Source organism: Agromyces sp. Leaf222 (genome assembly GCF_001421565.1).
GTDB lineage: Bacteria > Actinomycetota > Actinomycetes > Actinomycetales > Microbacteriaceae > Agromyces.
The window spans coordinates 1,495,556-1,521,851 of sequence record NZ_LMKQ01000001.1 but is presented as its reverse complement, the minus strand read 5'-3'; the positions used below and the strand labels follow the sequence as shown (position 1 = coordinate 1,521,851).

Sequence of the window (26,296 nt, the reverse complement as noted above, 5' to 3'; positions counted from 1 at the left end):
CGCCCGCGGCATCCGCCCCGCTCGGTTCAGCGACCGGCGGTCAGCGGCGCAGGACCTTGCGGGCGAGCCAGTTGCCGAAGAACTGCGCGAGCTGCACGAACACGATGATGAGGATCACCGCGGCCCACGTGATCAGCGGCTGGTACTGGCGGTAGCCGTAGACCACCGCGAAGTTGCCGAGTCCGCCGCCGCCGATGAGCCCGGCCACCGCGGTCATGTCGACGATCGCGACGAGCACGAAGGTGTAGCCGAGGATCAGCGGGCCGAGCGCCTCCGGCAGCACGACGGTGCGGAGGATGCGGATCGGTCCGGCCCCCATGGCCCGCGCGGCCTCGACCACGCCGGGCGAGACCGTCAGCAGGTTCTGCTCGACGATGCGCGCGATGGCGAACGACGCGGCGATCGAGAGTGCGAACACGAGCGCGTCGTTGCCGATGCCCGTGCCGATCACGAGGCGTGAGAGCGGCTGCACGGCCGCGATGAAGATGATGAACGGGATGGGCCGGAAGAAGTTGATGACGACGTTGACGATGGTGAAGACCGGCTTGTTCGACAGCAGGCTGCCCGGCCGCGTCGTGTAGAGCACCATGCCGAGGAGGAGGCCGGCGAGCCCGCCGAACAGCAGCGTGAGCGCGACCATGTAGAGCGTCTCGAACGCCGCTTCCCAGAACTCCGGGCCGAGCTCGAACAGGCGATCCATCACGCCACCTCCGTGACCTCGGCGCGGGCGCCGATCGTCGCGAGCACCGCGTCGACCGCGGCATCCGCCCCTCTGATGGCGAGCGTCAGGTGGCCGAACGCCCGCCCCTGGATGTCGTTGATGCCGCCGTAGACGAGCTCGAACTCGAGCCCCGCGTTCGCGAGGTCGAGGAACACCGCGGCCTGCGAGGCGTCGCCGTCGCGGAAGGAGATGGTCACGATGCGGCCCGCGTGCCGCTCGCGCAGCACGACGACCTCGGCCGGCGACGGGATGCCCTTGACCACGGTCGAGACGAAGCGCGCCGACGAGGGGTTCTTCGGTGACGAGAACACGTCGAACACGTCGCCCGACTCGATGACCCGGCCGCCGTCCATGACGGCGACCTTGGTGGCGATCGACTGGATGACGTCCATCTCGTGGGTGATGATCACGATCGTGACGCCGAACTCCCGGTTCACGCGCTTCAGGAGCTCGAGCACCTCCTGCGTCGTCTCGGGGTCGAGCGCGCTCGTCGCCTCGTCGGCGAGGAGGAGGCGCGGCGAGGTCGCGAGCGCCCTGGCGATGCCGACGCGCTGCTTCTGCCCGCCCGAGAGCTGGTCGGGATAGCTCCTGGCCTTGTCGGTGAGCCCCACGAAGGCGAGGAGCTCGTCGACGCGGGCCGTGATCTCTGCCTTGGAGGCGCCGGCGACCTGCAGCGGGTAGGCGATGTTCGCCCGCACCGTCTTGGAGTTGAAGAGGTTGAACTGCTGGAAGATCATGCCGATCTCGAGGCGGATGCCGCGGAGCTCGCGCTCGGGCATCGTCGTGATCGTGCGCCCACCCACCTCGATCGTGCCCGAGGTCGTGGGCTCGAGGGCGTTGATGAGCCGCACGAGCGTGGACTTGCCGGCGCCCGAGTAGCCGATGATGCCGTAGACGTCGCCCGCCTCGATCTCGAGGCTCACCGAGTCGACGGCGACGACGGGCGCCCCGCCCTTCTCGGGTGAGGGGTAGGACTTGGTGACGTCGGTGAGGCTGACGAGAGCCATGTGGTGCTCCTTCCAGAACGCCGGAACGGGCGACGGGACCGATGCTACGGTTCCCGCCGCCCGCACGGTGCGGACGATCCGCGGATGCGGACGTCGGCGCGATCAGCCCTTGGCGGCCTTCGTGTCGGCCTCGACCTTGGTGAGCGAGTCCTGCAGGTCGGCGACGGAGACCTTGAGCGGCACCGCCGTGTTGCCGGACGCCTCGAGGAGGCCGGCCTGCACGTCGGGGTCGGTCTGGAAGATCTCGACGAGCTTGAGGTAGGTCTCGTTGTCGGCGTCGTCGGCGCGCGTGGCGAAGATGTTCACGTACGGCAGCGCGTTCGGGTCGGACGGGTCGTCCTGCGCGATGGCGTCCTCGAAGGACAGGCCGGCGTCGGTCACGTAGTCGTTGTTGATGATCGCGGCGGCGACGTCGGGCAGCGAGGTCGGCGTGAGCGAGGCCTCGAGCGTGGTGACCTTCACCTTGGACTTCGCCTCGTCGACGTCGGCGAGGTCGGAGAAGATCGTGCCGCCGCTCTTCAGCTCGATGAGGCCGGCCGACTGCAGCACGAGCAGGCCGCGGGCGAGGTTCGAGGCGTCGTTCGGCACGGCGACCGTGTCGCCCTCCTTGATGTCGGCGACGTCGTCGTACTTCGTCGAGTACAGGCCGAGGGGGTAGATCGCGGTCGAGCCGATGGGCGTGAGGTCTTCGCCGGCCGACACGTTGTAGTCGGCGAGGTAGACGATGTGCTGGAACTGGTTGAGGTCGAGCTCGCCCTCGGTCGTGGCGGGGTTCGGCTGCGCGTAGTCCGAGAAGTCGACGAGCTCGATGTCGATGCCCGCCTCGCCGGCGGCCTTCTCGAAGGCGTCCCACTGGGCGTCGCCCTTGCCGACGACGCCGATCTTGATGACGTCGTCTGCACCGGCGTCGCCCGAGCCCACGGAGGCGCAGGAGGCGAGGCCGAGCACGAGGGGGACGGCGGCGAGTGCGGCGATGAGCTTGGTGCGGTGTGCCATGGTGTGTTCCTTTCACGTGGGCGCGCGCGATCTGGTGCTGATGGCTGTGGAGCAGGCATGGCTCCGCCACGGTCGGTCACAGTGGGGGCTTCGATGCCGCGAACGCGGGCGCACTCCTACGCTAAGCGAAGATCCTTTGCCCGACTCCGCGCAGCGACACAGAACGTCACAGCATCTGCGACGTCACGCCTCGAGAATCTCAGAAACTTCGAGCCACCGGGTCTCGAGGTCGACGACGGATGTCTCGAGCGCGCGCAGTTCGTCGCCCAGCGCCGCGAGGCCGACGTAGTCGCCCTGGTCGTGCACGGCCAGGCGCTCGTGCGCCCTCGCGATCTCGGCGCCCAGCTTCTCGAGCCGACGGTCGATCGAGGAGAGCTCCTTCTCGGCGGTGCGCCGCTCGGCGCCCGCGAGGGCCGGAGCGGCGGGAGCGGCGGAGGCACCCGCGGCAGCCGGCGCCGCGGCGGCCGAGGACGACGGGGAGTCCCCACGACGCGAGTCGGCCGCATCGCTGCGGCGCGCGGCATCCGTCGCCTTTCGGAGTTCGAGGTACTGGTCGACGCCGCGGGGCAGGTCGCGCAGGTGCCCGTCGAGGATCGCGAACTGGCGGTCGGTCACGCGCTCGATGAGGTAGCGGTCGTGCGAGACGACGAGCAGGGTGCCCGGCCAGGAGTCGAGGAGGTCCTCGATGGCCGCGAGCATGTCGGTGTCGAGGTCGTTCGTCGGCTCGTCGAGGATCAGCACGTTCGGCTCCTGCAGCAGGATCAGCAGGAGCTGCAGGCGCCGCTTCTGCCCGCCCGAGAGGTTCTTCACCGGCGTCGAGAGCTGCGCCGTCGTGAAGCCGAGGCGCTCGAGCAGCTGCCCGGGCGTCATCTCCTTGCCGCCGACCTCGTAGCTCGTGCGCTGCTCGGCGACGACCGCGGAGACGCGCTGCTCGGCCCACTCGGTGAGCTCGTTCAGCTCCTGGCTGAGCGTCGCGATGCGCACGGTCTTGCCGCGCTTGACCTTGCCGCTCGTCGCCTCGACCGCACCGGTCACGAGGCCGAGCAGGGTCGACTTGCCGGCGCCGTTGACGCCCAGGATGCCGGTGCGCTCCCCCGGCGCGATGCGCCACTCGATGTGGTGCAGCACGGTGCGGGTCGCCGGAGCGCCCGGCGCGGCATCCGACACCGGGTACTCGACGGACACGTCGATGAGGTCGACGACGTCCTTGCCGAGCCGGGAGACGGCGAGTCGGTCGAGCTCGACCTTGTTGCGGATGGGCGGCTCGTTCTCGATGAGCTCGTTCGCCGCGTCGATGCGGAACTTCGGCTTCGACGTGCGCGCCGGGGCCCCGCGGCGGAGCCACGCGAGCTCCTTGCGCATCAGGTTCTGCCGCTTCGCCTCGGATGCCGCCGCCATGCGATCGCGCTCGACGCGCTGCAGCACGTAGGCCGCGTACCCGCCCTCGAAGGGCTCGACGATGCCGTCGTGCACCTCCCACGTGTCGGTGCACACCTCGTCGAGGAACCACCGGTCGTGGGTGACGACCACGAGCGCGCCCTGGGCGGTGGCCCAGCGCTGCTTCAGGTGCCCGGCGAGCCAGGCGATGCCCTCGACGTCGAGGTGGTTCGTCGGCTCGTCGAGGAACACGACGTCCCAGTCGCCCACCAGCAGGCCCGCGAGCCCGACGCGGCGACGCTGTCCGCCCGAGAGACTCGAGATCTGGGCGTGCCACGGCACGTCGGACAACAGCCCGCCGATCACGTCGCGCACCCTCGGGTCGCCCGCCCAGACGTGCTCGTCGATGCCGCCGACGACGGCCTCGGCCACCGTCTGGCCCGGGTCGACGACGTCGGACTGGTCGAGCATGCCGATGCGGATGCCGCGGCGCATCGTGACGCGCCCGCCGTCGGGCTCGATGCGGCCGGAGAGCAGCTTCAGGAGGGTGGACTTGCCGTCGCCGTTGCGGCCGACGACGCCGATGCGATCGCCCTCGTCGATGCCGAGGGTGACCTCGTCGAAGACGGTGCGCGTCGGGAACTCGAGGTGCAGGCGCTCGGCGCCCAGAAGATGTGCCATGTCCCGTCGAGCCTAGCCGTCGAGCCTGAGCGTGCGGCGCGCGGGGCCTCGGTGCGGCTTCTGCGCGGACTCAGTTCGCGAGCACGCGCGCGCCGTGCACCGCGCCGTGCACATGGATCGCATGCAGGCGCGCGGCCGAGAGTGCGACCTGCAGCTCGAGCGCCGAGTCGGAGTCGACGGCGAGGAACGCGACCGTCGGCCCGGACCCGGACACGATGCCCGCGAGCGCGCCGTGCGACTCGCCGAGCTCGAGGATGCCGCCGAGCCCGGGCGCGAGCCGGATCGCCGCCTCCTGCAGGTCGTTGTGCATCGACTGCGCGAGCAGTACGGGGTCGCCGGCGCGGAGCGCCTGCAGCACCTCGGCGTCGACGACGGGCGAACGCGGCACGTTGCGCCCGTCTTCGAGGCGGATGCGGTCGAGCTCGCCGTAGACGCCGGGCGTCGAGAGGCCGAACTCCGCGACCGCCAGCACCCAGTGGAAGGAGCCGGTGGCCAGGGCCGGGCTCAGCCGATCGCCGCGGCCGGTGCCGATCGCCGTTCCGCCGGTGAGCGAGAAGGGCACGTCGGCGCCGAGCTTCGCCGCGAGGGCGACGAGCTCCTCCTTCGACAGGGCCGTGCCCCAGAGGGCGTCGCAGGCGACGAGGGTGGCCGCGGCATCCGCGGAGCCACCGCCCATGCCGCCCGCGATCGGCACGTGCTTGTCGATCTCGAGGCGTACGCCGCCGGCGACCCCGGTCGCCCTCGCGAGCAGCTTCGCCGCGCGGATCGCGAGGTTCGAGCCGTCGGTCACGAGGCCCGAGGTGTCGATGCTGCCGCCGAACGCGACGCTGAACTCGTCGTCGGGCCACGCCCGCACGTCTTCGTAGAGCGACACGGCCTGGTAGGCGGTCGCGACGTCGTGGTAGCCGTCTGGCTGCACGTCGCCGACGCGCATGAAGACGTTGATCTTGCCGGGCGCGCGCACGTGCACGGCCTCTTCGGTCCAGGCGATCGTCATGGGGTCACGCTTCTCCGGCGGCCCTGGCGATGCGCAGGAAGTCCTCGATCACGAGCTGCTCGCCGCGCGACTCGGGCGAGACGCCGGCGCGCTCGAGCACCTCGCTCGCGGCCGCGGCCGACCCGCCGAACACCCCGGAGAGCGACTGGCGGAGCATCTTGCGGCGCTGCTGGAACGCCGCGTCGATGAGCGCGAACGTCGCCCGGCGCTCCTCGATCGTGCCGGGCTCGGTGCCGCGCTCGAATCCGACGAGCACGGAATCGACGTTCGGAACGGGCCAGAAGACCATGCGCGACACCTGGCCGGCCGTGCGCCAGTCGCCGTACCAGGCGGCCTTGAGGCTCGGCGCGCCGTAGACCTTCGATCCGGGTTCGGCCGCGAGGCGATGCCCGACCTCGGCCTGCACCATGACGATGCCCGACCGCAGCGAGGCGAAGTGCTCGAGCAGGTGCAGCAGCACCGGGACGGAGATGTTGTAGGGCAGGTTCGCGACGAGCCGCACCGGTTCGCCCGGCAGCTCGGTCACGCGCAGCGCGTCTTGCGTGACGACCGTGAGCTGCGTGCCCGGCTGCATGACGCTGGCGGTGTGCGGCAGCTGGGCGGCGAGGCGCTTGTCGATCTCGACCGCGATCACGTCGGCGCCCGCCTCGAGCAGCCCGAGGGTCAGCGACCCGAGCCCGGGCCCGATCTCGAGCACGGTCTCACCCGACTGCACGCCGGCGACCTGCACGATGCGGCGAACGGTGTTGCCGTCGTGCACGAAGTTCTGGCCGAGCTTCTTGGTCGGCGTCACCTCGAGCAGCTCTGCGAGGTCGCGGATCTCGGCGGGCCCGAGCAGGCGCGCGATGGTCGGCGCGCCCTCGGCCTCGTGGCGATGCGCGTTCACGCCTCGCACCTCATGCCGGTCGCGCGGCGCCCGGTCGAACGTTCACTCCCCCACACGGGCCTCATCCTCCCATGAGCCGTACACGCGTCGCGTGTTCGACGCGAGATCGGCGCAGAGCTCGTCGAGGTCGGCTCCGAGCACCTCGGCCATGAACCTGACCGTGTGCGGCACGAGGTAGGGCGCGTTCGGACGTCCGCGCAGCGGCGCGGGCGTCAGGTACGGGGCATCCGTCTCGACGAGGATGCGATCGCGCGGCGCGACCCGCAGCGCATCGCGGAGGTTCTCGGCGTTCTTGAACGTCACGTTGCCCGCGAACGAGAGGTACCAGCCCTCGGATGCCGCGAGCCGCGCCAGCTCGTCGCCGCCCGAGAAGCAGTGGAACACCGTGCGCTCGGGCGCGCCGACGCGCCGCAGGGTCGCCACGACGTCGTCGTGAGCATCGCGGTCGTGGATCTGCATGGCCACGTCGTGCCGCTTGGCGATGTCGATGTGCGCCTCGAAGGAGCGGAACTGCGCGGGCCGGCCGTCGGCCTCGGTGCGGAAGAAGTCGAGCCCCGTCTCACCGACGGCGCGCACGCGCGGCTGCGCGGCGAGCTCGTCGATCACGGCGAGCGCGTCATCGAGGGTGCCGGCCGCCTCGAGTTCCGGCGCCTCGTTGGGGTGCAGCGCCACGGCGGCCAGCAGGCGCGGCTCGCGCGCGGCCATGTCGGCCGACCAACGGCTCGTCGCGACATCCGTGCCGACCTGCACCGCGCCGATCACGCCGACGGATGCCGCGCGCTCGAGGTGCTCGTGCACGCTGAGCGGCAGTGCGCCGTCGGCGATCTCGAGGTGCGTGTGGTTGTCGTAGACGCCGATCGCGAGCGACTCGGGCAGCGGCGGGTACTCGACGGGTCGGCCGCCGTCGTTCCTGGTGCGGAGGTGCTCGGCGCTCATTCAGCCGTTTCGATACGCGGGAACAGCGCCTCGAGCGGCGCGACCTGCGCACCGACGACCCACTCGTTCGCACGGTCGATGCGCTGCTCCTGCACCGTGCCGGGCGCGCCGAGCGAGCTCCAGAGCTTCGCCGTGGCCTTGGGCAGCACGGGCGAGAGCAGCACGGCGAGCGTGCCGAGCCCGTGGTACGCGGTCGCGAGCACGGTCTCGAGCCGGGCCCGGTTCGCGGGATCCTTCGCGAGCACCCAGGGCTCCTCGCTCGTGATGTAGCCGTTCAGCGCGTCGACGAGCTCCCACACGGCGGCGATCGCCTCGTGGATCGCGATGCGGTCGATGGCCGACCACGAGGCATCCGTCGCCCGCTGCTCGATCGCGACGATCGCGTCGTCGGCCTCGGTCGGGGCCGTCGACGCGGGCACGACGCCTTCGCAGTAGCGCGTGATCATCGCGATGACGCGCGAGGCGAGGTTGCCGAAGCCGTTCGCGAGCTCGGCCTGGTAGCGGGCCGAGAGGTCCTCCCACGAGAACGAGCCGTCTTGCCCGAACGCGATCGCGCGCAGGAAGTAGTAGCGGAACGCGTCGGAGCCGAACGTGTCGGTGATCTGCTCGGGCGCGATGCCCGTGAGCTTGGACTTCGACATCTTCTCGCCGCCGACGAGGAGCCAGCCGTGGCCGAACACGCCGCGGGGCACGTCGAGCCCCGCCGCCATGAGCATGGCCGGCCAGATCACCGCGTGGAAGCGGAGGATGTCCTTGCCGACGATGTGCTGCGCGGGCCAGCGGCTCGCGAACTCCTCGTCGTCCTGGCCATAGCCGACGGCGGTGATGTAGTTCAGCAGGGCGTCGAACCAGACGTAGACGACGTGCGTCTCGTCCCACGGCACCTTCACGCCCCAGTCGAACGTCGAGCGCGAGATCGACAGGTCGGAGAGTCCGGAGCGCACCCAGCCGAGCACCTCGTTGCGCGCCGACTCGGGCTGCACGAAGTCGGGGCGCTCCTCGTAGAGCGCGAGCAGGCGCTCGGCGAAGGCCGAGGTGCGGAAGAAGTAGTTCTTCTCGTGCAGCAGCTCGACGGGCTTGGAGTGGATCGCGCAGACGAGCTGGCCCTCGTACTCGCCGGTGCCCGGCACGAGGTCGGACTCCTGCTTGTATTCCTCGCAGCCGACGCAGTAGTACCCCTCGTACTCGCCGGTGTAGATGTGGCCGTCGTCGTAGAGCTTCTGCAGGAACTTCTGCACGTTCTCTTCGTGGCGCACGTCGGTCGTGCGGATGAAGTCGTCGTTGGCGATGTCGACGGTCTCGAGGAGCGGCTTCCATGCCTCGTCGACGAGCTTGTCGGCCCACTGCTTCGGCGTCACGCCGTTCGCGGTCGCCGTGCGCAGGATCTTCTGGCCGTGCTCGTCGGTGCCCGTGAGCATCCACGTGGGCTCGCCCGCCTGGCGGTGCCAGCGCGCGAGCACGTCGGCGGCCACCTCCGTGTAGGCGTGCCCGATGTGGGGAACGTCGTTGACGTAGAAGATGGGCGTGGTGACATAGAACGAGGAGCCTTCGGCCATGCCGTCAATCCTACGGGCGAGCGGATGCCGCGATCGCCGCGTTACTCGCGGCCCAGCGCGTCGGCCTCCGCACGCTCGTGCGCCTCGCGTCGGCGACGCCGCACGCTGCCGTCGCCGATCGCCGACGGCACGGCCTCCTCGACGTCGACGTGCGCGTGATCGGTCGGCACGCCGAGCGTGACGTCCTGCTGCTTCAGCTCCGGCACGCCGACCCGCTGGTTCGGGTAGTCGACCACGCGCATGCCGAGCACGATCTTGCCCGGGGCCTCGCGCTTCTCGAGCGCGCGGTAGGCGTCGGCCACTCGATCGAGCGGGAACACGTCGGCGATCGGCAGGCGGATGCGGCGGGCCGAGACGAGCGCCGCCACTCGCCCGAGCGCGACCACGTCGCCGGCTCCGGCGCGCACGGCGTCGTCGCGTTCGACGGCGTCCCAGTCGGTCAGGGTGAAGACGCGCGACGGATGCACTCCGAGCGCGTGCGCCTCGCCGGACTCGCCGCCGAGGAAGTCGAGGAACACGCTCACCGGATGCGGGGCGAGGCCGCGCACCCGCCCGGCGAGATCGGGCCCGTACGCAACCGGGATCACGCCGAACTGGCGCAGGAAGTCGAAGCGCGCGTCGGGCGCCGTGCCGATGACGCTCGCGCCGCGGAGCCGTGCGAGCTGCGCGGCGAGGCATCCGACGCCACCTGCGGCGGCGGTCACGACGACCGTGTCGTTCGGCTGCAGGTTCAGCCCCTCGATCACCGTCCAGGCCGTGGTGCCGGCGGTGTAGAGCGAACCCGCGACCTCCCACGACAGCGCGGGCGGGCGGGCGATGAGGTTGCCCTCTGGCACCGCCACGTGGGTGGCTTGGGCGCCGCGATCGACGAACCCGAGCACCTCGTCGCCGCGGTCGAACCGGGAGACGCCAGGGCCGACGGCGATCACCTGGCCGGCGAGGTCGCGCCCCTGCACCGACGGCGGGTCGACACGCCACCGCTCGGGATGCTCACCGCGACGGATCGCGCTCTCGACCGGATTCAGGCCCGCCGAGTACACCTCGACGAGCACCTCGCCCTCACCCGGCTCCGGCGTCGGCATCTCGACGATCTCGAGCACCTCCGGACCGCCGAACGTTGCGAACCTGACTTCGTGGGCCATGTCGCACCTCCCTGTGCGTGTGATCCCATTCTCCGCCCATCACCCCCGAATTGGTGACAAAAGCTCGGGATTCCCAGCCCGGCTGCAGTTCGGGCGACGGCCCTCGCCGGCTCAGCTCGAACGTGCGGCGAGCGCGGCCTCGTAGAGATCGCGCTTGCCGAGGCCCGTCTCGGCGGCCACGAGCGACGCGGCGTCCTTCAGTCGCGTTCCCGATGCCGCGAGCCCGAGCACGCGGTCGAGGGCCGTCGTGGCATCCGCCGCCCGTTCTTCGGCCCCGGCGACGACGATGCAGATCTCGCCGCGCACGCCGGCGGCCGCCCATTCGGCCAGCTCGCCGAGCGGGCCGCGACGCACCTCCTCGTGCAGCTTCGTGAGCTCCCGGCACACGGCGGCCCGGCGGTCGGCCCCGAACGCCTCGGCGAGCGCCGTGAGGCTCGCGGCCAGGCGCGAGGGGCCCTCGAAGAACACGAGCGTTCGACGGTCGCCGGCGAGTTCGGCGAGGCGGCGCGACCGGTCGCCGGCCTTGCGGGGCAGGAAGCCCTCGAACGAGAACCGGTCGGTCGGCAGGCCGGCCACGGCGAGCGCCGTGATGACCGCGCTCGGACCCGGGATCGCCGTGACCTCGACGCCGGCGGCGGCCGCGGCCTGCACGAGCGGGAACCCCGGATCGGAGACGGTCGGCATGCCCGCGTCGCTCAGCACGAGCAGGTCGGTGTCGCGCGCGAGCTCGACGAGCTCCGCTGCCTTCTGCCGTTCGTTGTGCTCGTGCAGGGCGATCAGGCGCGGCCGATTCGCGATGCCGAGGCCCGCGAGCAGTCGCTGGGTGACCCGCGTGTCCTCGGACGCGACGACCTTCGCCTCCTCGAGCGCTTCGCGCAGGCGCACCGACGCATCGCCGAGGTTTCCGATGGGCGTCGCCGCGAGGATGATCATGCCCCCAGTCTCGCGCACCGCGCCGTGTGGAGTGTCGCTTCACGGTCGGCCCGTGCGGGTTACTCTGGGGCGCATGACTTCAGGAACGGATGCCGCGGGCGACCCCGACACCGGGTCTGTCGGCACCATCGACCACGAGGCCGAGCCCGAGCGGGGGCACGTGGTCGCGCCACCGGTCGCACCCGAGTCCACGCTCGCGGCCGGGGCCGAGCCGCAGGCGCAGCCCGAGGCGGAACCCGGATCCGAGGCCGCGCCCGAGAGCGCATCGGATCCCGCGCCCGAACCCGAGCCGCGCGGCACCCGACTCGACGACTGGTGGGCGCGCACGCTCTCGACACCTCGTCGGCGGGCCCTCTGGTACTGGGGCGGCCCGGCGCTCGTCGTGCTGCTCGCGGCGGTGCTGCGCTTCTGGAACCTCGGGCACCCGCAGGCGATCGTCTTCGACGAGACGTACTACGTGAAGGACGCGTGGACGCTCCTGCACCACGGCTACGAGTCCACGTGGCCCGAGGGCGCCGACGAGCAGTTCGCGAACGGCGACACCGACACGTTCACCGACGCCGGGTCGTACGTCGTGCACCCGCCGCTCGGCAAGTGGATGATCGCGCTCGGCATGGGCCTCGTCGGCGGCGCGGAGAGCGCGTTCTGGTGGCGCGCGACGACCGCGCTCGCCGGCACGGCCGCGGTCTTCATCCTCATGATGATCGCGCGTCGCCTGTGGCCGTCGACGATCCTCGCGGTCATCGCGGGCCTGCTCTTCGCGATCGACGGCAACGCGATCGTGATGTCTCGCGTGGCCCTGCTCGACAACTGGGTCATGCTCTTCGCGCTGCTCGGGTTCTGGTTCGTGCTCATCGATCGCACGTGGGCGCGCGATCGCCTCCAGCGCGGGCTCGACCTGGCGCGCGCCTCGGGCTACGAGCCGCACTACGGCCCCGCGCTCTGGGCCAGGCCGTGGGTGATCGCCGCCGGAGCGGCGTTCGGCGCGACCACGGCCGTGAAGTGGTCGGGCCTGTGGTTCCTCGCGGCGTTCGGCGTCTACCTCGTCATCGTCGACGCGCTCGCCAGGCGCCGCGCCGGGGTGCCGTTCTGGGCGACCGCCGCCATCCTGAAGCAGGGTCCGGTGACCTTCCTGCTGTACGTGCCGGTCGCGTTCGTCGTGTACCTCTCCTCGTGGACGGGCTGGCTCGTCACCGACGGCGGGTACGACCGGCACTGGGCCGACGACCCGGCGAACCGCGCCTCGGGGGTCTTCTCGTGGGTGCCGCTCGCGCTGCAGAGCCTCTGGCACTACCACCAGTCGGCGTACAACTACCACGTCGGCGTGCACGCCGAGCACCCGTGGCAGTCGAATCCGCTCACCTGGCTGTTCATGATCCGGCCGACGAACATGTACTTCGCCTCGACCGACGACGGGTCGGGCGGCTGCGGCGCCGACACCTGCTGGTCGTCGATCATGGGCATCGGCAACCCGCTCATCTGGTGGGCGGCCGCGATCGCCTGCCTCTACCTCGTCTACCGGCTGATCCGCTACCGCGAGTGGCAGGTCGGGCTCATCATGCTCGGGCTCGGCGCCGGCTACCTGCCGTGGATCATGTACCTCGACCGCACGGTCTTCCAGTTCTACTCGATCGCGTTCGAGCCGTACATGATCCTCGCGCTCACCGCGGTCGCGGGGCTCGTGCTCGGCAGCCGCGACGACGTCTGGTGGCGCCGAGAACGCGGCATCGCCACCGTCGGCGTGTACCTCGTGCTCGCGGTGCTCGTCTCCGCGTTCTTCTATCCGCTCTGGACCGGCATGCCGATCACGCCCGATTTCCGGCAGCTGCACTTCTGGCTGCCGTCCTGGGGCTGATCGGCCGCCCCCCGCTGCTCGGCTAGCCTGTCGACATGCGCGAACGGATGCCGGGACTCGCGGTCGCGGCATCCGCGGCCGTCGTCGCGTGGCTCGTGCACCTGGCGCTCCCGGCGCTGCCGCTGCTCACGGCCGCGGTCGCCATCGGCATCGTCGTCGGGCAGGTTCCCGCGGTGCAGCGCCTCCTCGACGGCAGGCTCGCTCCGGGCCTCCGCACCGCGTCACGCAGCCTGCTCCGCGCGGGCATCGTGCTGCTCGGCCTCAAGCTGAGCCTCGTCGACATCGCGGACCTCGGCTGGGTGACGATCGTCACGACGGTCGCGGTCGTGGTGCTCACCTTCGTCGGCACCATCGGGCTCGGGCGGGCGCTCGGACTCCCCGGCCACCAACCGCTCCTGGTCGCGAGCGGATTCGCGATCTGCGGCGCCTCCGCGATCGGGGCGATGGGCTCGACGGTGCGCGCCCGCGCCGAGGACCAGGCGGTGCCCGTGGCGCTCGTCACGCTGTGCGGCACCCTCGCGATCGCCGTGCTGCCCGCGCTGTGGCATCCGCTCGGCCTGTCGAACGTGGAGTTCGGTCACTGGGTCGGTGCGGGCGTGCACGACGTGGGACAGGTCGTGGCGACCGCCCAGCTCGGCGGCCAGGCGGCCCTCGCGATCGCGGTCGTCGTGAAGCTCACCCGCGTGCTGCTGCTCGCGCCGATGGTCGCGGTCACCGCGGCGGTCGAACGCCGCAGGCACGTGTCGGCCGACGGCCCGCGTCCCCCGATCGTGCCGCTCTTCATCGCGGGCTTCCTCGTGGCGGTGCTGGTCGCGTCGTTCCTGCCGGTGCCGACGCCCGTGCTCGAGGCGGCCGACGTCGTGCAGACCGCCCTGCTGGCGATGGCGCTCTTCGCACTGGGCGCCTCGATCCGCTTCGCCGACCTCGCGGCCACCGGGTGGCGGGCGCTGGTCGTCGGCCTCACGTCGTGGGTGCTCGTCGCGACGCTCGCGTACGGCGCGGTGCTGCTCGGCTGACGCCGGAGCACACACCGTGGAGGCCGGTTGCCGCCCTCGACGCATCAGCCTAGATTCGCAGGACACGTTTCCGAAGACGGCGACGGAGGAGTCATGCGCTTCAGGACACTCGCGGGCATCCTGGTGGTCGCCATCGCGTTGAGCGGTTGCAGCGCCGCCATGCCGGGCGCGCCTCTCGACCCGGCGGAACGATCGACACCGCCGAACGGCACCCGGTCCGGCCTGGTCACCATCGGTGGGGGTCGTGAGGTGTTCCTCTCGTGTCGCGGGTCGGGGTCGCCGACCGTCGTCTTCATTTCGGGCACGGGCGGCGGCGCCGACGAATGGAGCACCCTGCCGGGCGCGGGTGCCGATGCGCCGTCGAGTCCGCCGGAATCGACACACGCCGCCGTGCCGGTCTTCGCCGCCGTCGCCGAATCGACCAGGGTCTGCGCGTACGACCGTCCGGGCGTGGCCCTCGAGGACGGCTCGCCGACGACGACCACGCCAGTGCCTCAACCGACGACCGCCCAGCAGGGTGTCGACGACCTCGACGCGGTGCTCGCGGCCTCCGACGAGACCGGCCCGTTCGTCCTGGTCGGCGCCTCATGGGGCGGCCTCATCGCGCAGCTCTTCGCGCGCACGCATCCTGATGCGACGGTGGGTCTCGTTCTGGTTGACTCCGCATCGATCCATCTCGAGCAGACCCTCAGCCCCGAGCAGTGGCAGGCGTGGATGGCCGCCATCGAGGGCGCCCGCTCGGGTGATGCCGAGAGCCCGGCATACGAGCCGACGATGGTGGAGTTCCGCGGCGCCCGACCCTCGCCGTCGGTACCGGCCGTCGTCCTGTCGTCGGACGAGCCCTGGGACCTGCATGTGACACCGGGCGAGTCGACCTGGCCGGCCTGGCTGGCGGCGCAGTCCGCTCTCACCGAGTCCGTGCACGCCACGCACGTGAGCGAGACCGACAGCGGGCATGGCATCCAGGTCGAGCAGCCCGACCTCGTGAGCGCGGCGATCGACGACGTCATCGAAGAGGCCCGGAGGGGGGTGACCGGCTGACGGCACGGCGACCGTCACGTCCCTCCCGGCTCGATCCGTGAGGGCGACATCGCGCCGAAGGACGGATGCCGGTGGCTGCCCGCTGAGCCCGCTCGCTCAGCGCACCGAGAGCACGAGCTTGCCGCGGATCTCGCCGGCCAGGTAGGCGCGCACCGCGCTCTGGACGTCGGCGAGCGGCACGACGCGGTCGATCATCGGGCGGAGGCGACCGTCGGCGAGCAGCGCCATGAGCGCCTCGAGGTCTTCGGCGCTGCGGGCTGCCGCGAGGGGCTTCAGCGACGCGCGCATGAACGGCCCGCGCAGCATCGCCCCGAGCAGCCGCGGGATCGGTCCGAGCAGACCGTCGCCGCCGCCGGCCGAGAGCACGACGGTGCCGCCGCGCCGCGTGAGTCGGGCGAGGCGACTCAGCGACTGGGCGCCCGCGAGGTCGAACACGGCGTCGTAGCCTCCGTCGGGCTCGGCGTCCGCCCAGGGGCCGCCGTGGTCGAGCACGCGGTGGGCGCCGAGCGCGCGCACGTGATCGGCCTTCGCCCGGCTGGCGACCCCCACGACCTCCCAGCCGGCGAGCGCGGCGAGTTGCACCGCGAATCCCCCGACGCCGCCCGAGGCGCCGATGACGAGCAGGCGATGGCGGTCGCCCGACGCGTCGACCGGCTGCGCGGGGTCGATGCCCGCGAGCCGCAAGCCCTGGAGCGCGGTGCCGGCCGAGACCGGAAGGGTCGCGGCATCCTCGAACCGGATATCGTCGGGCACTCGCACCGCGAACCGCCCGGGCAGCACCGCGACCTCGGCCCAGCCGCCCTGCGACACCTCGCCGCAGACGCGGTCGCCGACGGCGAACCCGGTCACCGCTGACCCGACCGCCGCGACCGTGCCGGCGATGTCGCGGCCGACCGTCGGCACGCGGGGCCTCCGGAATCCGAAGAACGCCCGCATGAGCTTCGGCTCGCCGCGCATGACCCGCACGTCGCCCGAGGCGACGTCGACGGCGTGCACGGCGACGAGCACCTCGTCGGGCTTCGGCACGGGCGCCGTCACGGTCTCGAGCGCGAGCACGTCCGGCCCGCCGTAGCGGTGCTGGGCGACCGCCCGCATGGCGGTCGTGGTGGGCCGCCCGGCGGCATCCGTCTCAGGCTGCGTCTCGTTCATGGTCGTTCACTCCCCTTCGGGGTACTGGAAGACGTCGTCGAGCGGCACCCCGAAGACCCGCGCGATCTGGAAGGCCAGTTCCAGCGACGGCGAGTACCGGCCCTGCTCGATGGCGATGACGGTCTGGCGGGTGACCCCGATGCGACCAGCAAGGTCGGCCTGGGTCATCTCGCCGTGGGCGAACCGCAGTCCGCGGATGGCGTTGGTCACGCGCGTGGGCTTCACCATTCCTGGAACCCCCCGGTGCGGTAGGCCGCCAGTCTCGTGAGGCTCGCGAGGATGCCGCTCACCACGAAGCACAGGTACACCGCGTTGGCGATCCAGAACCAGTCGACCTCGAACCAGGCCATGACCAGGGCGGCCAGGGCGCCGATGACGACGAACGAGTTGCCGACGCGCTCGCCGGTGCGCTCGATCTCGCGGTCGCGCTGGTCTGCCTTGGAGGTCTCGCTCGGTGCGACGATCTCGATGAGGATGCGCGAGACGATGCCGGCGACGATCGCGCCGCCGATGGTCCAGACCATCGGCCAGACGTAGTCGACGTCGGGGATCGGCGTGCCCGCGAGCCTCGGGAGCACGATGCCCAGGTAGACCGCATAGCCGATGACGGCGATCGCCAGGAACGACCAGACGCCCTTCTCCTCGTACGACATCGTGCCCTCCTCCGTGCGTGTCAAGAATTCTTGACACACCGAATGTAAGACATTCCGAACCCGAGGTCAAGCATTCTTTACATGGCTGCTCTGCAGAGCGGATGTCGGCAGCGCCGCCGGCATCCGCTCTGCACCGTCATCCCGGCGTGGCGCTAATGGCCGCCGGCGTCGACGAACTTCAGGCCCACGACGCAGCCGACCAGGCCGATGAGCAGCGCGACCTTCGCCCACGAGACGTCCGTGTCGCCCGTGATCATCGCCCACACGACGGTCAGGGCCGCGCCGATGCCGACCCACACGGCGTAGGCGGTGCCGGTCGAGATGTCGCGCATGGCGAAGGCGAGGCCGCCCATCGAAGCCACGAGGGCGACGCCGAAGACGATCGACGGCCAGAGCTTCGTGAAGCCCTCCGAACGACCGAGGGCGGTGGCCCAGACGGCCTCGAGGACACCGGACGCGATGAGGACGATCCAAGCCATGACTGCTCAACTCCTGAGCCAGTCTTGTCGCGTTCCGGGTACTGGGTGCCCTCGTCCGGAGGCCGCGATCGCGGCCGTGAACCCGACCATACCGGGACGCGCTGTGCAGGCCCTGTGCAGCGCTGTGCAGGCCTGTCGGGCCGGGCGCGGACCCCGGCGTCAGCCCTCGACCGACGCCACCTCGTCGAAGTGCTCGACCACCGGGAAGGGCTCGTAGAACCGGTGCAGCAGCGACCGCCAGAGCTCGTACTCGGGCGAACCGCGGAACCCGACCTCGTGCGCCTCGACGCTCTGCCAGTGCACGAGCAGCAAGTAGGTCGACGGCGACTCGACGCCGCGGGAGAGCGTGAGGTCGACGAACCCGGGCATCGACGCGATGATGTGGCGGGCCTCGTCGAACGCCGCCTCGAACTCCGACTCGAGGCCGGGGACGACGGGCAGCAGCGCGTGCTCGAGGATCATCCGCCCATCGTATCGGCGGGCCGGGCGTGCCGATCAGCGGAGGCCGCGCGACCCGCCGGATCGGCCGCGAGGCTGCGGTACCGGCGCGGCTTGCCCTCGCCGAGGTCGGCGAGGCGATCGACCCGCTCGACCGCCACGGCGCGGCCGAGCAGCGCGGCGAGCGCGGCCTCGACGGCCGGCGCATCACCGCCGGCGATGCGCGCCGTGACGGCGCCGTCGGCGGCCTGCTCCACGCTCCAACCGAGCGCACCGTGCGCCTGGAGCTGCTGCGTGAGGTCGACGCTCGGCACGAGGTCGCCGCTCGCCGCGACGAATCGGGTGTGCTCCCGGCCCTCGAGGTCGGCGATGCCCGCCGCACCGTCGGCGAGCCGAACCAGGCGCCCGAAGTCGCCCGTGCGGTAGCGAACGAGGGGCAGCAGCGGATTCTCGCCGGCCGTCACGACGAGCTCGCCGACCTCGCCGTCGGGCACCGTGCGTCCGTCGGCGTCGAGCGTCTCGACGAGCACCCGTCGATCGAGCACGCGGAACGGCCCATCGTCGGTGCGCACGGCGATCGGTCGGGTCTCGTGCAGGCCGTAGACGTCGAAGACGGGACAGCCGAAGGCCTGCTCGAGGCCGGCGCGCAACGGCGCCGACAGCGCCATGGCGCCCGAGAAGATCGCGAGCGGCCGGATCGCGGAGCGCACCTCGGGGGCGAGCAGCTCGGCGAGGCTCGTGGGATTGCCGGTGACCACCTGCGGGTCGGCATCGGCGAGGAACGCCGCGCGCGCGGCATCCGTCGGCCAGGCCGACCCGTGCAGGTTCACGCGGGCCATCGCGCGCTGCTCGAACGAGCTCACGATCGACACGTACGTGAACGCCTGCCGCTGGTGCACGACCTGCACGACCGCGAGGCGCTCGCCGTCGGGTCGCCAGTCGACGCCCTCGCCGGCCGCGAGCGCCACGAGCAGGTGGAACCCGCGCGCGACCTCCTCGACCTCGTCGGGCAGCACCAGTGCGGCGCCCGTCGACCCCGAGCTGGTGCCGTGCACGGCGAGGTCGAGGTCGGCGTCGAGCGGCACGAACGCGGCGAGGTCGTCGACGAGGTCGCGGCGCGACGAGGTCGGGAAGTCCTCGAGCCGGTCGAGCCCCGACATGCGGCGATAGCGGATGAGGCGACGCGCCGTCGCGAGATGCCCGTCGAGCCATCCCTCGACGGGCAGCGGCCGCCGCACGCGGTCGAGCTGCTCCTCGCGCAGGCGGTCGCCGGTCGCGTGCACCCAGCGCGGGGCGTGCGGATGCCGCCGCCACCGCTCGAGCCGGGCGCGGCCCTCGTCGGACAGCGTCGGCCATCGCTCGGCGTCGCTCAGGACGGCGGCCTCGCCCGGCGCGTACTCGGCGAGCTCGAGCGGATCGGGCCGGTCGGGGTCGCTCATTCGGTCGAGTACCTCGCCGCGGCCTCCTTCGCACGCGCATCGGCGAGTCGCCGGGCGATCTCGGCGCGATGCCGATGCTCGGCATAGGCCTCCGCGAGCTCGCGGTGCCTGGCCAGCGAGTCCCGCGCGACGAGCAGTGCACGCGCGGTCGCGGCGTCTTCGCCCGCCGGCAGGAATCCGCACCAGAGCAGGAAGGTGCGGGCGGCCTCGTCGCGCCGCTCGTCGTCGGCGAGCCAGTCGAGCGGATCGGCGACCGACGCGACCCGCAGGGCGAGCGCGTCGACCGCGAGCGCGGTGGTGCCGGTGCGGATCGCGGGTGTGAAGGGTTCGACGAGGTCTTCGCTCGCGACGAGCCAGAGGGCCAGCGACGCGCCGAGCCGCACGCGAGCATCGTCGGCGAAGGCGAGCGCCGTGAGCGGCCGCCCGCCCAGCACGTCGCCCGCGAGCGCCGCGAGCACGACCCGATCGTCGAGGAACGCGCGGGGCGCGCTCGCGAGCCGTGCGGCGACCGCGTCGAGCGACGGGCCGGGCCGCGCCGCGGCCCAGACCGCATCCACGTCACCGGCGAGCACGGCCCACGCCGCGAGCCGTTCGTCTTCGTCAGCCACGCAGCACCTCCGCGAGGCGCGCGCACACGCGCGGCGCCTCCTCCATCGAATCCAGGTAGACGACGTCGTAGCCGGCGGCCTCGGCGAGCGGCCCGACCCGCCGCCAGCGGTCCTGGAGCACGAGCGTTCCGGTCGTGAGCTTCTCGCGAACCTGTCGGGCCACGTCGGCGAACGGCTCGTTGCCGACGCCGAACATCGAGACGAGGCCGTCGTCGGAGAGCACGACGACATGGCGGCGCACCCCGTCGCGCGGCGGCGCGAGCCGTCGATAGCGGTCGCCGTAGACGTCGAGGGGAAAGCTCGTGCCGCTGCCGAAGAAGAACGCCAGCGACGAGACGATCTCGCGGGGATTGCGGCTGAACCGCTCGCCGCCCGCGACCTGACCCGCCGCCGAGAAGCTCGTGACGCGCACCCGGCCGCCGCCGCGGAGCACCGAGAGCGCGAGGATCGTGCCGGCGAGCACGGCCGGGGAGCCCTCGCTCGGGCGCGCCATCGACCCCGACGAGTCGAGGTAGAGGTCGAGCTCGATGCTCGCCTCCTCGGGTTCGGGGTCGTCGTCGAGCCGCGAACGCCTGCGCGTGGTCACGCCCGGCACGACCACCGCACCCGCCTGCAACGTCGCCGACCAGTCGAGGTCCGCGAGCTCGTCGCCGGCGTCCCAGAGCTCGATCGGCCCCGGCAGGTCCGCGACGGGGCGGTCCGGCCTGCGTTCGGTGAACGGCCTGACCCACGGCGCCGCGGTCGTGCGGTACCACGTGGCGATCACGTCGTCGGCGACCGATGCGGGGTACAGCCGCAGGGTCTGGGCGACGCTGAAGCCCTGGCCGCGACCGCGCCCCTGCCCATCGCCGCCAGGCCCGACGTCGCCCTCGCCGTCGTCACCGCCGGGCGCGTCGGCACCGGGCGCGTCGCCGAGGTCGCGCGAAGGCATGGGCTCCTGCAGTCGGCGATCGGCGAGCACGCGCCCGAGCTCCTCGGCCGTCGGCGGCGCCGCGTCGGACGAGCATCCGCCGGCGTTCCCACCGCTGCCGCCGATGGCGCGGGCACCGGCCAGCCCGCCGCCCGACTGCGCGGCGCGTTCGGCCTCGACGAGGTACGGCGCGGTCAGCACGCCGAAGCGCAGGGCCCCCGCGACGGGATCGCTCGCGAAGGTGCGCACGAGGCCGGCCACGCGATCCGCGTCGAACTCGGGCGTCGTCATCGTGATGCGCGAGAGCTCGTCGGCGATGCGCGCCGCGCGTTCCTGGGCTTCGCGGAGCTCGCGCTCCTGCTCGCGGAACTTCTCGGGAACCTCGGAGAGCGGCTTCGGCACGTACGCGGCGGCGGCCGCCGAGACGGGTCGCACCGGCACCGGCGGCGGGTCGACCGGGCACATCGTGCCGGCCGGCAGGCCCCACACGTGCTCGTAGGCGCGGCGGTACACCCACCACAGCCGGCTCTGCGCATCGAAGCCGCCCCGGAAGAGCTCGTGCATGAGCCTGACGACCCCCGGGGTCGTGCCCGGCGCCGCCCGGGTTCCCGGCTCGGGCACGTCGACACCCGGAACGCCGCGTCGACGTTGGAGCACGGCGACGCGGGCGTTGACGAGCAGGTCGCACCAGAGGTTCGCCAGCCGCTGCGCGGGCTCGGGGCGAACGGGTACGGCGCCCGCGGCGGCGAGCGCGCGCGCCATCTGCTGCACGATCTTGAACGAGTCGACGCGCGTGCTCGGCGCGAGCACGTGGTGGCCGAGCTCGTGGGCGAAGACGCTCTCGAGCTCCCCCGAGATGCCGTCGTCGACGAGCATGACCGGGTCGACGGCGATCGAGGGCGGGAACGTGAACCACGCCGCCGCGCCCTGCGCATCGCCGGCGCCCGGCCGCAGCTCGGCATCGTGCATGCGCACACCCCACAGGCCCTGCGCGTGCTCCCAGGCCGCGCGGGCCTCGCCGACGAGCGGCACGCTCACGGCGTCGACCGGCCCGATGACGGGAGCCTCACCCCGCACGCCGCTCACGCGGCATCCCGAACGTGCAGCCAGGCCAAGTGCGTGTCGGGGCGGCACACGATGCTCACGCGCGGGTCCGCCGTCGCCGATGCCTCGGGGGCCTCGGCGAGGCGGATGAGCCTCGCGCCCCAGACGTCGGCGTCGAGTCGCCACCAGTCGCCGGCGGCGTGCACGCCGAACGCGCCGGGCTCCGCGAGCGCGCACCAGCCGTCGGGGGGTGCGATCCACGCACCGCCGAGCCCGGAGAAGCCACCGGCGGAGCACACGTATCCGCGGAGGCGATCCCGGCCGGGCCACCAGTACCGGTCGTCGGCCTGGCGCTCGACGAACCCGTCGAGCTCGTCGGTGTCGAGCCCGAGCACGGCCGCCGCTGCCGGCCGCATCCGCTCGTCGGACCGGATCGTCTCGAGGCGCCGGAGCGCGTCGTCGCGAAGCCCCAGCACGCCGGCCCGCCAGCCCGCGACGGCCACGAGGTCGAGGGCATCGGCCCGTGACGGCGCCGCCTCGAGTGCGGCGAACCCGGCGCCGAGCGTCACGGCGAAGCGCAGCGGGTCTCCCCCGCTGCGGCCGACGTTGCCCGCCGCGAGCGCGAGATCGAGGTCGCGGCAGCGGGCCGCGGCATCCGACACCGCGCTCTCGAGCGTCACCGCCGCGAGCGGCGCGTTCGCCGCATTGCCCGCGACGCGGATCATCTGGGCTGCTCCGCCCACCGCAGGTAGGCGGTGTACCGCTGGTGCAGGTACTTGAGCGTCATGAGGTCGTCGAAGTCGCGGCCGTAGAGCTTGCCGGTGTCGGCGATGCGACGGATGCGCGTCTCGACGGCCGTGATGCGGCGGGAGACGTCGACCGACGAGAGGCCGTCGAGGCCGCGATCGAGCTCGGTGAGCAGGTCGCCCACCGGGTCGTCGTGGTCGCGCCCGAGCGCGTCGTACTGCCGGCACGACTCGGCGAAGAGGTCGCCGAGCCAGCTCGCCGTGTCGGTCGCGAGCTCCCGCTCCGCGCCGACGTCGAATCGCGGATGGGCGAGGTTCGGCAGCAGCTTGCCGCGCAGTGCGAACGGCAGCACCGCGGCCACGTCGGCGAGCGACACCGCGCCGGTGCCGCGGAACCACGCCATCGCCTTGGCGTAGACGATGAGCGTCTGCATGGCTCGCACCGAGAGCCCGTTGAGCGTCTGCGCGCCGAGGTCGGCCTCGAGGTCGGCGCCGGAGTTCGCCTCGATGATCTCGCCGACCCGGCCGCCGGCGGTCGTGGCGGTGTCCTTCGTGCGGTATTCGAAGCGCCGGCCGGCGTGCTGCACGAACTCGAAGTGGCCGAAGAAGTACTCGAGCCGTCGCCGCACCTCTCGCGGCATCGGCACCGCGCGGATCTCGGCGCGCATGCGCTCCTGCTCGTCGCCCGAGAACACGAGCTCCTGCGGCACGTGCTCCTCGGGCTTCTCGCCGGCCTCGACCCGTGCGATGAGCTCGTCGAAGAAGCGGCTGTTGAACCCGGCCGACTGCACGGTCACGTCCATGCGGTCGCGCAGCGCCTGGATGACGGGGAACGTACCGCCGCCGGCGTCGTCGTTCGCGGTGAAGAACCAGCTCTCGACGCCGGACTCGGGGGCGGTGCGCCGCATCTGGTCGTGGCTCTCGACGTACCCCTCTGCGACCATGGTGAGCAGCGCCGACTGGGTCTTCGTCGGGATGCGGTTGTACTCGTCGACGATCTTCACCGGCCGCGTGAGCCACTCGCGCCAGGCGATGCCGATGTCCGCCAGTCGCGACGCGTTCACGAGGTCGCGCGGCAGCGGGATGCCGACCAGGTCGCTCACGGTCAGCTGCGGCTGGCCCTGCTGCACGCCGCGGCGCACGTCGTCGGCCGAGCTGCCGGCGAGCACGCCCATGATCACCGCGACCGTCGTCTTGCCGCGCCCGGGGCCGCCGACGAGCAGGCACTTGCCGCCGAGTGCGAACGAGAGCAGGGGCACCAGCACGTTCGACGAGAACGACGCCTCGGTCGGCAGGGTCAACTGCGCGCCGGCATCGCCGAGCCCGAAGGTCAGCGGCGCACCCGACGAGAACTCGAGGTCGTAGTACGGCGAGATGACCGCGCGGTTCACGATCCAGTAGTAGGCCTGGCGCAGCTTCTCGTCGAGCGCGATGGCGGCGGCGGCCTCGACGGGCTGCGCGAAGAGGTCTTCGGCGGCCAACGGTTGCACGCCGTGGCCCGCCCCGGGCGCGGTGGGCGAAACGGAGACCCTGTGCCATCGATCCGACATCGCGCCAGCCTAACCGTTCGGGTTCCGCGATCTGATTGCTCCGCATTACGGATGCCGCGGGCCGGCGGGTGCGGCGCGGCTAGCGTTGCGGTATGGCAGACCGCGAATACGGCTTCAAGACCCGCGCCATCCACGCGGGCAACATCCCCGACCAGGTGACGGGCGCCCGCGCCCTCCCGATCTACCAGTCGAGTGCGTTCGTCTTCGACGACACGGCGGATGCCGCGGCGCGCTTCGCGCTGCAGAAGTACGGCAACATCTACTCCCGCCTCGCGAACCCGACGGTCGCGAGCTTCGAGGAGCGCGTCGCGAGCCTCGAAGGCGGGCTCGGCGCCGTCGCCACCGCCTCCGGCCTCGCCGCGCAGTACATCACCTTCGCGAGCCTCGCCGGCTCGGGCGACCACATCGTCGCCTCGGCGAACCTCTACGGCGGCTCGATCACCCAGCTGGATGTCACGCTCCGCCGCTTCGGCATCGACACGACGTTCGTCCGCTCCTCCGACCCGGCCGACTACGCGGCCGCGATCACCGACAAGACCAAGGCGCTCTTCGTCGAGACGATCGCGAACCCGTCGGGAGAGATCGCCGACCTCGAGGGCCTCGCCGACGTGGCGCACGCCCACGGCATCCCGTTCATCGTCGACTCGACGATCGCCACCCCCTACCTCAACCGCCCCATCGAGTGGGGCGCCGACATCGTCACCCACTCGGCCACGAAGTTCCTCGGCGGCCACGGCACGACCCTCGGCGGCGTCGTCGTCGAGTCGGGCCGCTTCCACTGGCACTCCGAGAAGTTCCCGCTCTTCGGCCAGCCCGTGCCGAGCTACGGCGGACTCGAGTGGTCGGGCAACTTCGGCGAGTACGCGTTCCTCACGCGCCTGCGCGCCGAGCAGCTGCGCGACATCGGCCCGGCGCTCGCACCGCACTCCGCGTTCCTGCTCGCGCAGGGCGTCGAGACCCTTCCGTACCGCATCCAGGCGCACATCGACAATGCGCGCGCCGTCGCCGAGTGGCTCGAGTCCGACTCCCGCATCGAGAACGTCTGGTGGGCCGGCCTGCCGAACCACCCCCACTACGACCGTGCCCAGAAGTACCTGCCCAAGGGCGCCGGTTCCGTCTTCAGCTTCGAGGTCAAGGGCGGCCGCGCGGTCGGCCAGACCCTCATCGAGTCGGTCAACCTCGCCTCGCACCTCGCGAACATCGGCGACGCGAAGACGCTCATCATCCACCCGGCGTCGACCACGCACGCGCAGTTGACCGAGCAGCAGCTCGTCGACGCGGGCGTGCTTCCTGGCGTCGTGCGGATTAGCGTGGGCATCGAAGACGTTGAAGACATCATCGACGACCTCGACCAGGCCCTCACGGCCGCGACTGGAGCAGCACGATGAGCACTGCCACCGACACCATCATCGACCCGAGCACGACGGATGCCGCGGCATCCGTCGACTCCACCGAGACCGTCCGCCTCGTCAACGGCCTCTCATGCGAGCTGCCCGCGAGCTCGCCGCTCGCGAAGCTGCTGAAGTCGCAGCGCACCTGGGTCGGACCCGACGCCAAGGCGCGCCTGCGCATCCTGAACGCGGCGAAGTCGGTCGCGATCGTCGGCGCGTCGCCCAAGCCGCAGCGCTCCAGCTTCTTCGTGGGCACGTACCTGCAGCAGTCCAGCGACTACCGCCTCTACTTCGTCAACCCGATGGAGAAGGAGATCCTCGGCCAGCCGGCGTACGCCAGCCTGAAGGACCTGCCAGAGGTGCCAGACATCGTCGTGGTGTTCCGCAAGGGCAGCGACATCCCGCAGGTCATCGACGACGTGGTCGCCGCGGGCGCCAAGACCGTCTGGGTGCAGCTCGGCATCTGGAACCAAGATGCCGCGTACTACGGCGAGGAGCAGGGTCTCACGGTCGTCATGGACCGCTGCATCAAGGTCGAGCACGCCCGCTTCCACGGCGGACTGCACCTGCTCGGCTTCGACACCGGCCAGATCACGGCGCGCAAGACGGTGCGCTAGGAGCGGCGGCGCTCGCCCTCACCGCAGATCTCGGATGCCCCGGAGCCGCTCGGTTCCGGGGCACCCGTCGTTCGCCGCGACATCCGGCGCCGGTTCCGGCGCCCGCTGGGCCCAGGCGCGCCGAGCAC

25 protein-coding genes and 1 riboswitch are annotated in these 26,296 nt (G+C 71.9%); of the genes, 5 read left to right on the top strand and 20 right to left on the bottom strand.

The window, feature by feature from the left end; genetic code table 11:
- Nucleotides 1-40: 40 nt before the first annotated feature.
- The 10 genes from ASE68_RS06650 to rsmI all read right to left on the bottom strand — a co-directional run bounded on the left by ASE68_RS06650 (nt 41) and on the right by rsmI (nt 11,232).
- The gene (locus ASE68_RS06650) at nt 41-700 is read right to left on the bottom strand and encodes a methionine ABC transporter permease (RefSeq protein WP_055856513.1); all 660 of its coding nucleotides are present in this window, start codon (nt 698-700) and stop codon (nt 41-43) included.
- On the bottom strand, nt 700-1,728 hold the full coding sequence (locus ASE68_RS06645) for a methionine ABC transporter ATP-binding protein (protein ID WP_055856511.1): 1,029 nt from the start codon (nt 1,726-1,728) through the stop codon (nt 700-702). Before ASE68_RS06645 ends, ASE68_RS06650 begins: the two co-directional genes overlap by 1 nt.
- Nucleotides 1,729-1,830: 102 nt before the next feature.
- Nucleotides 1,831-2,724 carry a MetQ/NlpA family ABC transporter substrate-binding protein gene (locus ASE68_RS06640; protein WP_055856508.1) on the bottom strand — a complete coding sequence of 298 codons (894 nt, stop codon included), beginning with the start codon at nt 2,722-2,724 and terminating at the stop codon, nt 1,831-1,833.
- A 183-nt stretch (nt 2,725-2,907) separates the two neighbouring features.
- The gene (locus tag ASE68_RS06635) at nt 2,908-4,782 is read right to left on the bottom strand and encodes an ABC-F family ATP-binding cassette domain-containing protein (RefSeq protein WP_055856506.1); all 1,875 of its coding nucleotides are present in this window, start codon (nt 4,780-4,782) and stop codon (nt 2,908-2,910) included.
- 70 nt (nt 4,783-4,852) lie between these two features.
- Nucleotides 4,853-5,779, bottom strand: a complete 927-nt coding sequence (locus tag ASE68_RS06630) for a 4-(cytidine 5'-diphospho)-2-C-methyl-D-erythritol kinase (protein ID WP_055856504.1) — start codon at nt 5,777-5,779, stop codon at nt 4,853-4,855.
- 4 nt (nt 5,780-5,783) lie between these two features.
- Nucleotides 5,784-6,626 (bottom strand): 16S rRNA (adenine(1518)-N(6)/adenine(1519)-N(6))-dimethyltransferase RsmA, encoded by an 843-nt coding sequence (gene rsmA, locus ASE68_RS06625; RefSeq protein WP_055860863.1) that lies wholly within the window; start codon nt 6,624-6,626, stop codon nt 5,784-5,786.
- An 81-nt stretch (nt 6,627-6,707) separates the two neighbouring features.
- The gene (locus ASE68_RS06620) at nt 6,708-7,601 is read right to left on the bottom strand and encodes a TatD family hydrolase (protein WP_055856502.1); all 894 of its coding nucleotides are present in this window, start codon (nt 7,599-7,601) and stop codon (nt 6,708-6,710) included.
- Entirely contained in the window at nt 7,598-9,157 is a 1,560-nt protein-coding gene (gene metG / locus ASE68_RS06615) for a methionine--tRNA ligase (protein ID WP_055856499.1), read from the bottom strand. Before metG ends, ASE68_RS06620 begins: the two co-directional genes overlap by 4 nt.
- A gap of 41 nt (nt 9,158-9,198) precedes the next feature.
- Nucleotides 9,199-10,299, bottom strand: a complete 1,101-nt coding sequence (locus tag ASE68_RS06610) for an NADP-dependent oxidoreductase (RefSeq protein ID WP_082462081.1) — start codon at nt 10,297-10,299, stop codon at nt 9,199-9,201.
- Nucleotides 10,300-10,410: 111 nt separating this feature from the next.
- Entirely contained in the window at nt 10,411-11,232 is an 822-nt protein-coding gene (gene rsmI / locus ASE68_RS06605) for a 16S rRNA (cytidine(1402)-2'-O)-methyltransferase (RefSeq protein ID WP_055856496.1), read from the bottom strand.
- Nucleotides 11,233-11,305: 73 nt separating this feature from the next.
- On the opposite strand from rsmI, the gene ASE68_RS06600 reads away from it, so the two are divergent.
- From ASE68_RS06600 to ASE68_RS06590, 3 genes are all read left to right on the top strand, one after another.
- Nucleotides 11,306-13,087: a dolichyl-phosphate-mannose--protein mannosyltransferase gene (locus ASE68_RS06600; RefSeq protein WP_082462080.1), complete on the top strand. Its 1,782-nt coding sequence runs from the start codon at nt 11,306-11,308 to the stop codon at nt 13,085-13,087.
- Between the two features lie 35 nt (nt 13,088-13,122).
- Nucleotides 13,123-14,103: a YeiH family protein gene (locus ASE68_RS06595; protein WP_055856492.1), complete on the top strand. Its 981-nt coding sequence runs from the start codon at nt 13,123-13,125 to the stop codon at nt 14,101-14,103.
- 93 nt (nt 14,104-14,196) lie between these two features.
- Entirely contained in the window at nt 14,197-15,144 is a 948-nt protein-coding gene (locus ASE68_RS06590) for an alpha/beta fold hydrolase (RefSeq protein WP_055856489.1), read from the top strand.
- A gap of 96 nt (nt 15,145-15,240) precedes the next feature.
- Here the strand turns inward: ASE68_RS06590 and ASE68_RS06585 are convergent, their stop codons facing one another.
- The 10 genes from ASE68_RS06585 to ASE68_RS06540 all read right to left on the bottom strand — a co-directional run bounded on the left by ASE68_RS06585 (nt 15,241) and on the right by ASE68_RS06540 (nt 24,160).
- Nucleotides 15,241-16,293 (bottom strand): NAD(P)-dependent alcohol dehydrogenase, encoded by a 1,053-nt coding sequence (locus tag ASE68_RS06585; RefSeq protein WP_055856486.1) that lies wholly within the window; start codon nt 16,291-16,293, stop codon nt 15,241-15,243.
- A 6-nt stretch (nt 16,294-16,299) separates the two neighbouring features.
- Complete coding sequence (locus ASE68_RS06580) at nt 16,300-16,521, bottom strand: helix-turn-helix transcriptional regulator (RefSeq protein ID WP_055856484.1); 222 nt, start codon at nt 16,519-16,521, stop codon at nt 16,300-16,302.
- Nucleotides 16,515-16,946, bottom strand: a complete 432-nt coding sequence (locus tag ASE68_RS06575) for a hypothetical protein (protein ID WP_055856482.1) — start codon at nt 16,944-16,946, stop codon at nt 16,515-16,517. The genes ASE68_RS06580 and ASE68_RS06575 overlap by 7 nt, the downstream gene beginning before the upstream one ends.
- A 152-nt stretch (nt 16,947-17,098) precedes the next feature.
- A complete protein-coding gene (locus ASE68_RS06570; protein WP_055856480.1) occupies nt 17,099-17,425 on the bottom strand; it encodes a multidrug efflux SMR transporter in 327 nt (108 codons plus the stop codon).
- Between the two features lie 14 nt (nt 17,426-17,439).
- Nucleotides 17,440-17,505, bottom strand: a riboswitch (guanidine-III (ykkC-III) riboswitch).
- 79 nt (nt 17,506-17,584) lie between these two features.
- Nucleotides 17,585-17,887 (bottom strand): antibiotic biosynthesis monooxygenase, encoded by a 303-nt coding sequence (locus ASE68_RS06565; protein ID WP_055856478.1) that lies wholly within the window; start codon nt 17,885-17,887, stop codon nt 17,585-17,587.
- Complete coding sequence (locus tag ASE68_RS06560) at nt 17,884-19,302, bottom strand: AMP-binding protein (protein ID WP_055856475.1); 1,419 nt, start codon at nt 19,300-19,302, stop codon at nt 17,884-17,886. The genes ASE68_RS06565 and ASE68_RS06560 overlap by 4 nt, the downstream gene beginning before the upstream one ends.
- Nucleotides 19,299-19,910, bottom strand: coding sequence for a hypothetical protein (locus ASE68_RS06555; protein WP_055856472.1), 612 nt, complete (start codon nt 19,908-19,910; stop codon nt 19,299-19,301). The genes ASE68_RS06560 and ASE68_RS06555 overlap by 4 nt, the downstream gene beginning before the upstream one ends.
- Nucleotides 19,903-21,906, bottom strand: a complete 2,004-nt coding sequence (locus ASE68_RS06550; protein ID WP_235480774.1) for a VWA domain-containing protein — start codon at nt 21,904-21,906, stop codon at nt 19,903-19,905. The genes ASE68_RS06555 and ASE68_RS06550 overlap by 8 nt, the downstream gene beginning before the upstream one ends.
- The gene (locus ASE68_RS06545; RefSeq protein ID WP_082462079.1) at nt 21,903-22,589 is read right to left on the bottom strand and encodes a hypothetical protein; all 687 of its coding nucleotides are present in this window, start codon (nt 22,587-22,589) and stop codon (nt 21,903-21,905) included. Before ASE68_RS06545 ends, ASE68_RS06550 begins: the two co-directional genes overlap by 4 nt.
- A complete protein-coding gene (locus ASE68_RS06540) occupies nt 22,586-24,160 on the bottom strand; it encodes a MoxR family ATPase (protein WP_055856467.1) in 1,575 nt (524 codons plus the stop codon). The genes ASE68_RS06545 and ASE68_RS06540 overlap by 4 nt, the downstream gene beginning before the upstream one ends.
- Nucleotides 24,161-24,252: 92 nt before the next feature.
- Between ASE68_RS06540 and ASE68_RS06535 the strand changes: the two genes are divergently transcribed.
- Nucleotides 24,253-25,548, top strand: coding sequence for an O-acetylhomoserine aminocarboxypropyltransferase/cysteine synthase family protein (locus ASE68_RS06535; protein WP_055856464.1), 1,296 nt, complete (start codon nt 24,253-24,255; stop codon nt 25,546-25,548).
- Nucleotides 25,545-26,168 carry a CoA-binding protein gene (locus tag ASE68_RS06530; RefSeq protein WP_055856461.1) on the top strand — a complete coding sequence of 208 codons (624 nt, stop codon included), beginning with the start codon at nt 25,545-25,547 and terminating at the stop codon, nt 26,166-26,168. Before ASE68_RS06535 ends, ASE68_RS06530 begins: the two co-directional genes overlap by 4 nt.
- Nucleotides 26,169-26,296 lie beyond the last annotated feature (128 nt).

Excerpts from the sequence above, each read along its gene's own strand:
- ASE68_RS06600 (WP_082462080.1), top strand. The coding sequence starts at position 11,306 with ATGACTTCAGGAACGGATGCCGCGGGCGACCCCGACACCGGGTCTGTC.
- ASE68_RS06535 (WP_055856464.1), top strand. The coding sequence starts at position 24,253 with ATGGCAGACCGCGAATACGGCTTCAAGACCCGCGCCATCCACGCGGGC.
- ASE68_RS06620 (WP_055856502.1), bottom strand. The coding sequence starts at position 7,601 with ATGAGCGCCGAGCACCTCCGCACCAGGAACGACGGCGGCCGACCCGTC.
- ASE68_RS06540 (WP_055856467.1), bottom strand. The coding sequence starts at position 24,160 with ATGTCGGATCGATGGCACAGGGTCTCCGTTTCGCCCACCGCGCCCGGG.
- ASE68_RS06635 (WP_055856506.1), bottom strand. The coding sequence starts at position 4,782 with ATGGCACATCTTCTGGGCGCCGAGCGCCTGCACCTCGAGTTCCCGACG.
- ASE68_RS06575 (WP_055856482.1), bottom strand. The coding sequence starts at position 16,946 with ATGTCGTACGAGGAGAAGGGCGTCTGGTCGTTCCTGGCGATCGCCGTC.
- ASE68_RS06585 (WP_055856486.1), bottom strand. The coding sequence starts at position 16,293 with ATGAACGAGACGCAGCCTGAGACGGATGCCGCCGGGCGGCCCACCACG.
- ASE68_RS06630 (WP_055856504.1), bottom strand. The coding sequence starts at position 5,779 with ATGACGATCGCCTGGACCGAAGAGGCCGTGCACGTGCGCGCGCCCGGC.
- ASE68_RS06595 (WP_055856492.1), top strand. The coding sequence starts at position 13,123 with ATGCGCGAACGGATGCCGGGACTCGCGGTCGCGGCATCCGCGGCCGTC.
- ASE68_RS06560 (WP_055856475.1), bottom strand. The coding sequence starts at position 19,302 with ATGAGCGACCCCGACCGGCCCGATCCGCTCGAGCTCGCCGAGTACGCG.
- metG (WP_055856499.1), bottom strand. The coding sequence starts at position 9,157 with ATGGCCGAAGGCTCCTCGTTCTATGTCACCACGCCCATCTTCTACGTC.
- ASE68_RS06570 (WP_055856480.1), bottom strand. The coding sequence starts at position 17,425 with ATGGCTTGGATCGTCCTCATCGCGTCCGGTGTCCTCGAGGCCGTCTGG.
- ASE68_RS06580 (WP_055856484.1), bottom strand. The coding sequence starts at position 16,521 with ATGGTGAAGCCCACGCGCGTGACCAACGCCATCCGCGGACTGCGGTTC.
- ASE68_RS06565 (WP_055856478.1), bottom strand. The coding sequence starts at position 17,887 with ATGATCCTCGAGCACGCGCTGCTGCCCGTCGTCCCCGGCCTCGAGTCG.
- ASE68_RS06645 (WP_055856511.1), bottom strand. The coding sequence starts at position 1,728 with ATGGCTCTCGTCAGCCTCACCGACGTCACCAAGTCCTACCCCTCACCC.
- ASE68_RS06610 (WP_082462081.1), bottom strand. The coding sequence starts at position 10,299 with ATGGCCCACGAAGTCAGGTTCGCAACGTTCGGCGGTCCGGAGGTGCTC.
- ASE68_RS06650 (WP_055856513.1), bottom strand. The coding sequence starts at position 700 with ATGGATCGCCTGTTCGAGCTCGGCCCGGAGTTCTGGGAAGCGGCGTTC.
- rsmI (WP_055856496.1), bottom strand. The coding sequence starts at position 11,232 with ATGATCATCCTCGCGGCGACGCCCATCGGAAACCTCGGCGATGCGTCG.
- ASE68_RS06640 (WP_055856508.1), bottom strand. The coding sequence starts at position 2,724 with ATGGCACACCGCACCAAGCTCATCGCCGCACTCGCCGCCGTCCCCCTC.
- ASE68_RS06590 (WP_055856489.1), top strand. The coding sequence starts at position 14,197 with ATGCGCTTCAGGACACTCGCGGGCATCCTGGTGGTCGCCATCGCGTTG.
- ASE68_RS06530 (WP_055856461.1), top strand. The coding sequence starts at position 25,545 with ATGAGCACTGCCACCGACACCATCATCGACCCGAGCACGACGGATGCC.
- ASE68_RS06545 (WP_082462079.1), bottom strand. The coding sequence starts at position 22,589 with ATGATCCGCGTCGCGGGCAATGCGGCGAACGCGCCGCTCGCGGCGGTG.